General features: G+C 55.6%; 8 protein-coding genes. 6 read left to right on the plus strand and 2 right to left on the minus strand.

Annotated elements, in window-relative coordinates:
- Positions 1-316 precede the first annotated feature (316 nt).
- The 6 genes from KJ869_02435 (at position 317) to lpxD (ending at position 9,456) form a co-directional block, all read left to right on the plus strand.
- Positions 317-826 (plus strand): UvrB/UvrC motif-containing protein, encoded by a 510-nt coding sequence (locus KJ869_02435; GenBank protein ID MBU1576045.1) that lies wholly within the window; start codon positions 317-319, stop codon positions 824-826.
- Positions 823-1,893 (plus strand): ATP--guanido phosphotransferase, encoded by a 1,071-nt coding sequence (locus KJ869_02440; protein MBU1576046.1) that lies wholly within the window; start codon positions 823-825, stop codon positions 1,891-1,893. The genes KJ869_02435 and KJ869_02440 overlap by 4 nt, the downstream gene beginning before the upstream one ends.
- A 44-nt stretch (positions 1,894-1,937) precedes the next feature.
- Positions 1,938-4,418: an ATP-dependent Clp protease ATP-binding subunit gene (locus KJ869_02445; protein ID MBU1576047.1), complete on the plus strand. Its 2,481-nt coding sequence runs from the start codon at positions 1,938-1,940 to the stop codon at positions 4,416-4,418.
- 755 nt (positions 4,419-5,173) lie between these two features.
- Positions 5,174-7,435 carry an outer membrane protein assembly factor BamA gene (gene bamA / locus KJ869_02450; GenBank protein ID MBU1576048.1) on the plus strand — a complete coding sequence of 754 codons (2,262 nt, stop codon included), beginning with the start codon at positions 5,174-5,176 and terminating at the stop codon, positions 7,433-7,435.
- Positions 7,436-7,462: 27 nt separating this feature from the next.
- Positions 7,463-8,422 carry an OmpH family outer membrane protein gene (locus tag KJ869_02455; GenBank protein MBU1576049.1) on the plus strand — a complete coding sequence of 320 codons (960 nt, stop codon included), beginning with the start codon at positions 7,463-7,465 and terminating at the stop codon, positions 8,420-8,422.
- The gene (gene lpxD / locus KJ869_02460) at positions 8,419-9,456 is read left to right on the plus strand and encodes a UDP-3-O-(3-hydroxymyristoyl)glucosamine N-acyltransferase (GenBank protein ID MBU1576050.1); all 1,038 of its coding nucleotides are present in this window, start codon (positions 8,419-8,421) and stop codon (positions 9,454-9,456) included. The genes KJ869_02455 and lpxD overlap by 4 nt, the downstream gene beginning before the upstream one ends.
- Before the next feature lie 203 nt (positions 9,457-9,659).
- Here the strand turns inward: lpxD and KJ869_02465 are convergent, their stop codons facing one another.
- Both KJ869_02465 and KJ869_02470 read right to left on the minus strand, forming a co-directional pair.
- Entirely contained in the window at positions 9,660-10,409 is a 750-nt protein-coding gene (locus tag KJ869_02465; protein MBU1576051.1) for an MBL fold metallo-hydrolase, read from the minus strand.
- 12 nt (positions 10,410-10,421) lie between these two features.
- The coding region (locus KJ869_02470; GenBank protein ID MBU1576052.1) for a peroxidase-related enzyme at positions 10,422-10,949 on the minus strand (528 nt) is incomplete at its 5' end.

Genomic DNA, 10,949 nt, shown 5'->3' on the forward strand with positions numbered 1-10,949 from the left:
GAAGCTGGTCCGGAATATCCGCCAGCCCCTGGAATTCATCGCCGGGAAGGGCTTCTGCGCCAGGATAGCGCTGGGCAGCCGTCCGGATATTGCGGCTGTTTCCGGGGAGCTGTTTGCCGCCGGGAGGTGAAAACTTCCATCAACCACACTTAGGTTCTCAGGGGTTGACAAAGCGGGGTTTAATGGCTATATTTACTTATGTTAGCGGATATAAAAGTGTCACACCTATAGACGGCTGAAATGCCTGATAGTTTGAATGTGTGGCGGCGTTTATCCCTCAATTATTTCATAAATTATTAATCAACTATAGATCATTATGATTTGCGATCTGTGCAAAAAAAACGAAGCGGTGATGCATTACACCGAGGTGCGGGACAGCCGTAACACCGAATACAACCTGTGCCGGGAGTGCGCCGAGCTAAAGGGCCTGGCCAAGAGCCTGAACCTGGCCCTGTCGTCCCTGGGCGATATGCTGGCCGGGATGATCCGCGATATCAGCACCGAGCAGGACGACGATAATGCGGCCCAATGCCCCAAATGCGGGCTGGCCCTGACCGATTTCAAAAAACTGGGCCGGCTGGGATGCCCCGGCTGCTATCAGGTATTCAATGCCAGCCTCAAACCCCTGGTCAGGCAGATACACGGCATCAACGATCATCTGGGCAAGGCCGCTCCGACCTCCGATGATATCAAAGCCGCGCCCTCCGAAAACCGGATGGAGCGGCTCAGGCAGGAATTGCAGGCAGCGGTGCTCAAGGAGGAATACGAGAAGGCGGCAGACCTGCGCGACCAGATCAGAGAACTGGAGACCAGCGGGGCCAGATGAACCTTCCCGACCACGGCATACAGGGCCTGATTGGCCAGGAGGCCGGATGGCTTAAACTGGCGGACAGCGATCCCGGAGTGGTGATCTCCAGCCGGGTGCGTCTGGCCCGCAACCTGGCGGAGCATCTTTTTCCCGACCGGTCCGAACAGGCTGAGCGCAGCCTGGTCCGGGAAGAGATCAGGAAGGCTTCGTCAGCGGTGAATTATTTCGGCGATGCGGCTTTCTTCGACCTGGATGTCCTGACCCAGCTGGACATGACGGCCCTTTGGGAGCGCCGGCTGATCAGCTCCGATCTGATGGATAAAAAGAACGGGGCCGGGGTGCTGGTGGGAAGGAACCAGTCGCTGGACCTGATGATCAACGAGGAGGACCATATCCGGATGCAGAGCCTGCTGCCGGGCTTGGATCTGATCGAAGCTTTCCGGATAGTGGATCAGGTGGACGACCAGCTGCAGCAGAAACTGGAGATGGCCTATTCCCCGGAGTGGGGTTTTTTAACCTGCTGTCCCAGCAACCTGGGGACGGGCTTAAGGGCCTCCCTGCTGATCCACCTGCCGGCTTTGGTACGGGCCAAGAGGATCGAAAAACTTTTAAACCAACTGGAGGAGCAGGGTATTCTGGTGCGGGGCTTCTACGGCGAGGGCAGCGAGGTGGCCGGGGATATCTTCCAGATCTCCAATCGGGCCACCCTGGGCCGGAACGAGCTGGAGATAATTGAGAATGTCGAGCGGGTGGGGCGCAGCCTGATGGAGCAGGAACTGGAGACCCGCCGTTACATCATGGATCACGCCCGCCGGCAGACCGAGGACAACATCTGGAGGGCCTTCGGCATCCTGGCCAATGCCAGAATGCTTTCCACCCAGGAATTTCTGGAGCTGTCATCCTCCCTGCGCCTGGGCATTTCCTTAGACATATTCCCTAGGATAGGGCTGAATGCCCTCAACAAACTGCTGATCATAACCCAGCCGGCCCATCTGCAGATCCTGCTGGACGCCCAGATGGAGGCCCATGAACGGGACGGGGAAAGGGCCAAAATGGTCAGGGGTATTCTGGCAAATTTTATTTAAACTTTTCATACCTCAAAACAGTCAAATATCAATAAGTAATTATTATGAAAGATAATAGATTTACCGAAAGGGCCAAAAGGGTCCTGTTCATAGCCCGCGAGGAGGCCCGACGCCTGCAGCACGATTACATCGGCACCGAACATATCCTTTTAGCCACTCTCCGGGAGGGCGAGGGGGTGGCGGTGGCGGTGCTTTTAAGCCTGGGCTTAAGCACCGAGCAGATCCGCCGCAAGGTGGAGGAGCTGATGCCCAAGGGCGGCGAGACCATCATGATGGGCGAACTGCCCTTCGACCTGTCGGCCCGCCGGGCCATGGAGTTGGCGGTTGAGGAGGCCAAAAACCTCCAACATAATTATGTGGGCACCGAGCACCTGCTGCTGGGCTTGATGGAAGATCAGGACGGCATAGCCTCCCGGGCCCTGGTGTCGCTGGGCCTCAGCGCGGAGATGATGCGCTCCGAGATCATGCGCCTACTGTCCAGCGAGCCGGGATCATCGCCGATGCCCCAATCAAACGGGCAGAGCAAGACTCCGGCCCTGGATTATTTCTGCCGGGACCTGACCCGGCTGGCCCAGGACGGCAAGCTGGACCCGGTGATCGGGCGAAACCGGGAGATAGAGAGGGTCATTCAGATCCTGTCCCGGCGCAAGAAGAACAACCCCCTGCTGATCGGCGAGGCCGGGGTGGGCAAGACCGCCATCGTGGAGGGGCTGGCCCAGAAGATAATCAGCGGCGAGGTGCCGGAGCCCCTGCTGTCCAAGCGGGTGATGGCCCTGGACCTGGCCGCAGTGGTGGCCGGGACCAAGTACCGGGGACAGTTCGAGGAGCGGATGAAAGCCTTGATGAACGAAATGCGCCAGACCCAGGATAACATCATCTTCCTGGATGAACTGCACACCATCGTGGGTGCCGGCGGGGCCGAGGGGGCGCTGGACGCCTCCAATATGCTCAAGCCCGCCCTGGCCCGGGGGGAGATGCAGTGCGTGGGGGCCACCACCCTGGACGAATACCGCAAGCACATAGAGAAGGACGGGGCTTTGGAGCGCCGCTTCCAGAGCATCATAGTGGAGGCCCCATCGGTGGACGAATCGCTGAAGATATTGAAGGGCCTGCAGGAGAAATACCAGGATCACCATAAGGTGAAATATACCGATGAGGCCATAGAATCGGCGGTCAGGCTGTCCGATCGCTACATCACCGACCGTTTTCTGCCGGACAAGGCCATCGACGTGCTGGACGAAGCCGGCTCGCGGGCCAGGCTGTCCACCTCCGAGACACCGGCCGAGATAAAATTCCTGGAGAGCGAGCTCAAGGACATCAAGGTCCAAAAGGTGGAAGCGGTCAAGGGCCAGGATTATGAGAAAGCGGCCACCTTAAGGGATTCGGAGAAGAACAAGCGCCAGGAAATTGAGAGGCTGCGCGAAGCCTGGAAGAAGAGCCGCGACCTGGTGGCGGTGCGCATCACCGAGGAGGATATAGCTTATGTGATCTCACGCTGGACGGGCATCCCCATCGTCAAGCTGGAGGAGAAGGAGTCCGCCCGCTTATTGCGGATGGAGGAGGAACTCAATAAACGGGTGGTGGGGCAGGACCAGGCCCTGGAGGCCGTCTCCCGGGCGGTGCGCCGCAGCCGGGCCGGCATCCGGGACACCGGCCGGCCGATGGGCTCGTTCATTTTTCTGGGCCCCACCGGGGTAGGCAAGACCGAGTTGGCCAGGGTTCTGGCCTCTTTCCTGTTCGGCGACGATAACGCCCTGATCCGGGTGGATATGTCGGAATACATGGAGAAGTTCGCCGTCTCCCGGATGGTGGGGGCGCCTCCGGGCTATGTGGGATACGAGGAGGGCGGCCAGCTGACCGAGAAGATCCGGCGCAAGCCATATTCGGTGGTCCTGCTGGACGAGATTGAGAAAGCCCATCCCGATGTGTTCAACATGCTGCTGCAGGTGCTGGAGGACGGCCAACTGACCGACTCCTACGGCCGCCAGGTAAGCTTTAAGAACGCGGTGCTGATCATGACCTCCAACCTGGGGGCCCGGGAGATCAAGAAGGGTGTCAGCCTGGGATTCCAGAAGAACGATCAGCTGCTGGCCTTCGACCAGATGAAGGACAAGGTGCTGTCGGAACTTAAAAAAACCTTCAACCCGGAATTTTTAAACCGGGTGGACGAGGTGGTGGTGTTCAATTCCCTGGGCCGGCCGGAGATGGGCAAAATCGTGGACATTCTGATCGGCCAGCTTTCCCAGCGGCTTAAGGAAAAGAACATCACCATCGGCATCACGCCCCAGGCCAAGGAACTGCTGGTGGACAGGGGATTCGATCCCACCTATGGGGCCAGGCCTTTGCGCCGCACCATCCAGAGGATGGTGGAGGACCCGCTGTCCCAGGAGATCCTGAAGGCCGATATAAAGTTCGGGGACGGCGTGCTGATCGAAGCCGAAGGCGAGGTCTTAAAATTCGTTCCGCGGTCCATAAAAAAAACAGGAAGAGGCGTCAGGAAAAAACGTCCCAAAGCGAATAAGTGAGCCCATGACCAGGCTGGCCATAGCCAGCCTGGTCATGTTTAATGGGCAAGGTTTTCAATTGACTGCATAATCCATGAATGTTATAATTACAGTTCAATTCCAGCAGATGTTTTTATCACGAACTGGTATTAAGTTTTATCCAAAAGAAGGTCTGTAATATCTTAAATGTTACTTTCTTATGACCCTTCACAACTAAGGCGGGTTGCTATTTTCAGGGCAGGCGCCGAAAGTAACCAAAGACGCCGTCCTGAGAAGAACATCGTGCCTGCTTTGTCGAAGGAAGTCTTTGCCGCCCAGCTCCGCGGATAGTAAGGCCTACGCCCCGGCATTCATTGAACCAGAACATGCAGGGGGCCTATGACGCAATGACTGCTTTATCGGGGCTGAAGTGTGAGCCGCTCCACTTAAAGGCGGGGTTCCGGGTCGCATCAGCGCTGCTGCAGGGCAAAAGCTGCCGTTAAAAATGTTTTGCCTGCGGGTGCTTTGTTTCGTGATCAAGACATTCAGGCGGCTGGCTATTATGCCATTCAAGCAGCGGTGCAGCGACAGTTCTTCCGCCACCGCAGGTAAATCCATATAGGCGGATCCGCCTTTGGCGTGACTTTGGAGCTTTCTCTTCAAAGAGAAAGCGGAGAAAAAGAAAGAAATAAGATAAGGCCCAAAGAACTGGATTTCTACCCTTGCTATGTAGTATTACAAGTTCAATAAGTAAAATCATTTTAAACAAACCCGATAACTAAAAAAGAAAGACATATATGAACCGTTTTTTATTCCCGTCAATAGTTTTGATAGTTTCGTTCTTTGTTCAGGCTTTGCCGGCCAATGCCGCCATCATCGCCGACCTTAGGGTAGAGGGTATCGAGCGCATCGATCCGGAGGTGGTGCTGAACGCATCAGGGATACTGCCGGGCGATCAGATGAACGACAACAACATCTCGGAAGCGGTGAAGAAGATATACCAGTTGGGGTATTTCTCGGAGGTGGCGGTGGCCAGAGATTCCACCGAGAACGGGTACGTTCTGGTATTTTCGGTGACGGAGAAATCCATCGTGGAAAGGATAGAACTCCTGGGCAACAAGAAGATCAAGTCCGATGAGCTGGAGGGAAAGATCGCCCTTAAGCCCGGCAGTTTTCTGGATCCCCAGTATCTGGCTCAATCCAAGGATACCATCCGGGCCATGTATATGGAGAAGGGCTACTTCAACGCCCAGGTTGACGATACCCTGATAGAGTCGGGCAGCCGCTATGCGGTCCGTTTCAAGATTGAGGAGGGCAAGAAGATCCGGGTCAAGAAGATCCTGGTCAGCGGCAACCAGGCCCTAACAGACAAGGCCGTCATCAAGGCCATGAAAACCAAGCCCCGGGGCTGGACCCTGGTCTGGAAGGTAATCCCCTGGTTCCGAGGCGGATCCTTCAATCAGGATACCCTGGCCCAGGACCTGGACCGGGTGACCCGGCTGTACAAGAACCACGGCCACCTGGAGATAGCCGCCAGGCAGGACTCGCTGTCCTACAACCAGAAGATGGATCGGGTGAACATTCATCTGGACGTGACCGAGGGGCCGGAGTTCAGGATCGGCCGGGTGGAGTTCTCGGGCAACGACAAGATCAATACCAAGAGGCTTTACCGGATGACCGAGCTCAAACCGGAAAAGGTCTTCCGGATAGACGACGCCGACAAGACCCTGGAGAACCTGTTCTCCATCTACACCGAGGAGGGCTACATCTACTGCCACATCGAGCCTTTCCAGGACCTGCGGGATTCCACGGTGGATGTCACCTATAATATCATCGAGAACAAACCGGCCTACATCAACAAGGTGATCATCGCCGGCAACACCAAGACCCGGGAGAAGGTGATCCGCCGGGTGTTGACCGTCAAGCCGGGCGAGCTGTTCCGGCGCTCCAAGGTGATGCGCAGCCAGAGGGAGATATTCACCCTGGGTTTTTTCGAGGACGTCCAGCTTAACTACCAGCCGGCCGACACCATGGGCAACATCGACCTGATCTTCGATGTCAAGGAGAAGACGGTGGGGCAGTTCCAAATCGGAACCACTTACGGGGCCACCGACGGCCTGGCCGGCTTCGTGCAGATCGGGGTTCCCAATTTTCTGGGCCGGGGCCAGCAGGTGAACCTGAAGACCGAATTCAGCAACAAGAAATTCAACGTTGACCTGGGCTTCACCGAGCCCTGGCTGTTCGACACCCCGACCTCGGTGGGCGTCAATGTCTATCACACCCAGTATTCGTACTCCGAATATACCCAGAAGAAGACCGGAGGCAGCCTGAGCCTGGGGCGCCCAATCCCCTGGTTGGATTACACCCGGGGCTATTGGGCATACAGCCTGGAGAGGATCAATATCACGGATATGTCCGAATCTTTTGCAAAAGCTATGAGCACTCAAGCATTCCCATCCATATCATCGAGCACTTCGTTTACGCTGGTAAGGGACAGCCGGGACCGCCCCTTCAATGCCAGCCGCGGTACCCGGACGGTGGGCCTGGCCAAGTACGCCGGCGGCATCCTGGGAGGCAGGATCAATTTTCAGAAATATCTACTGGAATATCGCCACTACCGGCCGTTGTTCTGGAAGTTCGTGGGGATGGCCCGGGCCAAGACCGGGGTGGTGGACGGCTATACGGATCCCGCCACCGTTCCGCCCTACGAGAGGTTCCGCATCGGCGGTTCGGGCGACGACGGGGTGCGGGGCTATCCCGATCAGAGCATCAACCGGGCCACCTACGGCGGCCGGATAATGCTGATCAGCAACCTGGAGTTGAAGTACAGCTTCACCCAGAGCGTCTACCTGCTGGCCTTTGCCGACGCCGGGAACACCTGGACCCAATACGACAAAATCCATCCCTCGGTGCTTTACAAGGGCGCCGGCCTGGGGGTGCGGGCCGAGGTGCCGATGCTGGGCGTCCTGGGCCTGGACTGGGGTTGGGGATTCGACTGGGACAAGAACGTGCAGTCCGACAAGTGGCAGCTGCATTTCCAACTGGGGACTTCGTTTTAATCAACCAAAAACGGAAAGGCATTGGGTATGAGGATCAGATATCCCAGGGAGATATTTCTCCTGTTTCTGGCGGTCTTGTTTTTGCCGGGCAGCGCTTACAGTCAGAAGGTTGGCTACCTGGACTCCAAGGCCGTATTCGCCCAGTACCGGGGGGCTGCTGATATCCGGCAGGAGATGAACCGGATCATAGAAGGCTGGAACAAGGAGATAACGAACAAACGCAAGACGATAGATTCTCTGGAGAAGAGCCTGGAGCAGACGGACCTGGTGATTAGCAGCGAACGGCGCAAGGCCAAAAAAGAGGAGGTCTCCCTCAAGAAGAAGGAATTGGAGGCCTTTGTAAAAGAGATGTTCGATCCGGGCGGAAAGGCCGACCAGAAGAACCGCGAGCTGTCCAAGCCCATGGCCGAGAAGATAGGCAATGTGGTCAAGCGGGTGGCGCTGGACAATAACCTGCTGATGGTGCTGGATTCCTCGACGGGGTTGGTGGTCTACGCCTCCAAGGAGTTGGACATCACCGAACAGGTGCTGGAGGAGCTGGCCAAGGAGGAGGGAACAGCCGCCAAGGTTCTGCCCAGCATCGCTCTCTTCCCCATCTGGGAGTTGGACGCCGAGGCCATCAAGAGGAAGTTCGGCAAGCAGGCCCAGGAGTTCATCTTTACCGCGCTGGAGAGGGGGCAACAATTGAAGCCGGTGGCCAAGAAGCAAGTGGAGGATATAGTAAAGGACAAGGGGCTCTCCAAGTCCGAGGTCAAGGAGGCCCGGGGCCTGGAGATGGCCAAGATCCTCAACGCCGGTTATATGACCCTGGGACAGATCACCCAGAACCTGGCCAACAACCAGATAACCATCACCATCAAGATATACAACGTGGAGCGCGATCAGATAATAGCCGAGGAGAGCGAGAAAGTAAACGGCGAGGGCGAACTGGTGATAGGCTGTGAAAGCCTGGCGGAAAAAATAAGCCAGAGGATATCCCAGCAATGAGCGGATACAAGGCCAGCCTGCTGGCTAATGAATGCGGGGGACAGCTGCAGGGGCCGGATGTGGAACTGACCGGCCTGGCGGGCCTGAAGGAGGCCCAACCCGGCCAGCTCAGCTTTATGGCCAATCCCAGTTATGCCGAATATCTGGGATCCACCAAGGCCTCCTGCATCATCGTCCCCAAAAATGTCGCGACAGAAGGCCGGACCCTGATAGTCACTGATAACCCATACTTAAGCTTCGCCAAGGCGGTGACCTTCTTCTACAACGCCGGCAAAACAAAGCCCCAGCCGGGCATTCACTCCGCCGCAATCATCGATCCCTCGGCCCAGATAAACAAGAGCGCCACCATCGGAGCCTATGTGGTCATCGAGGCCGGGGCCAAAATAGGCGCCAATACGGTGATCATGCCCCTATGCTATATCGGCCAAGGGACAACGGTGGGAGACGATTGCCTGATTTATCCCCAGGTCTCCATAAGGGAGGGTTGCCGGATAGGAAATCGGGTCATCATGCATGGCGGGGCGGTGGTGGGGGCGGACGGCTTCGGCTACGCCAAGGACGGAGACAAATATTTCAAGATCCCCCAGGTGGGCAATGTCATTCTGGAGGACGATGTGGAGGTGGGGGCCAATACCGCCATTGATCGGGGGGCTCTGGGGTCAACCATCGTCAGACAGGGGACCAAGATAGACAACTTGGTGCAGATCGCCCACAACGTTCATATCGGCCGGGACGGCGTCGTGGCAGGGCAGTCCGGGATGGCCGGGTCCACCTACGTGGGCGACCGGGTGGTAATGGCCGGGCAGGTGGGGATAATCGGCCATCTGAAGATCGGCGATGACGTCACCTTAGGAGCCCAGTCAGGGGTCACCAAGTCCATTCCTTCCAAAACGGTGGTTTCGGGATATCCTGCCCGGCCGCACTTCCAGGCCAGGCGCCGCGAGGCTTCGGTGGCCATGCTGCCGGAGTACATAAAGAAGATCAACGCCCTGGAGAGAAGGATCGCCGAGTTGGAGGAGAAGCTGAAAGGGTAACTTGGGACGCTGATTTACGCAGATTTGCTTTTGTCCCATAGTCATTGCGAGAAGGCTAAAAGTATTGACAGACGAAGCAATCTTTATAATATGTCGCCCTCATTAGAGTAAGGTATAAAAGCCCCGCTATATAAGCGGGGCTTTTATGATTTGCTTTTAAGATGACTTGGGTAAAAGAACCGAAAAATCTACTGGCATCGATCTTAAATCTTTATTTTGTCACCGGCCGACAATTTTGTTATCCCAAATTCGCCATGAAATCTGGCCAGGGTGGGAAGATCAATGCAGTGCATCGGGTAGATAAACCGGGGCTTTTCTGTTTTAAAATATTTAATGGCTCCGGCTACCGCTTTTGGATTATTCTCGAATAAGTGGAACCCGCCGATCACAGCGTAAATCCTCTGCCCGGTCACTTTCTTGGCATATTCACATATATTGCAAATGCCGGAATGGGAACAGCCCGTGACAACCACCGTGCCCTTTTTGGTTTTAATGGCCACTGCCGAATCGTCCGGCATCCGCTCATTTTTGAATGTTCCTTTTTCGAAGCTGCTCTGGCGGGGGATCTCGCCCAGGTAATAAATGCCTCGGGAAAATTCCAAGGGTTCGGCTGAGGCAATGACCTTGAAATCCTGTTTTATCTTACGGGATTCTTTTGCCGGAAGTTTGACAATCAATTCCGGATGTACAATAAGCTTCTTTTTAGTCTTAAAACCATGATGTTGTAAACCACCGACGTGGTCCCAGTGGTGGTGCGACAGCACGATAAAGTTTGTGCGGTCAAGATTGAGGCCCAACTGTTTGGCATTGTGCTGGTAGACGCCGGTATGCCCGGTATCGAAAAGAAGATTGATATCTTGTGTCTGGACGTATAAGGACAACCCCCATTCGGCCAGGAAGAACCTGGAACCGCTATGACCAGCTTGATTTTCGCAAAGAATTGTTATTTTCATAGGGATGCTCAGTTAATAGTTATACCCGGTTCCCGGGTCCTTCTCAAGGCCAACCTCCAGGGACAACACTATCCGGTTGACAAAATTAAAATAGGACACCACCAATGTGGCATCCAATATGGCGCTGTCGCAAAGCCCTGCTTTTCGCAACGGCTCGGTTTGATCAATTTCCTTGGACTGGCCGGGATTCAGGGTAAGAGACTCGGCAAAGGCGCATAGCTGCACCTCTCTTCCGGACAATTCTGCCTGGCGGTAATCTTTTCTCAACAATATCACTTTATGGTCATTTTTCCAATAATGGTTCAAGGCCGCAGAATGATGGATCTGGCAATATTCGCATTTATTGCATGCCGATACGACCACAGCCATCATCTCTCGTTCGGCCCGGGAAAGCAGGGACTGGCTGAACATGATTTCCATATAAAGGTCAATGTGTTTTATAATGCTTTCGGGCCGCAAACTCTGAATTGTATGCACATCAGCCAGCTGGCCCCGTTTGTCGATCAATTCGTCATAGATCTCTTTAAGTCTTCCGGAGGA

It is taken from the genome of Candidatus Edwardsbacteria bacterium (assembly GCA_018821925.1).
GTDB lineage: Bacteria > Edwardsbacteria > AC1 > AC1 > EtOH8 > UBA2226.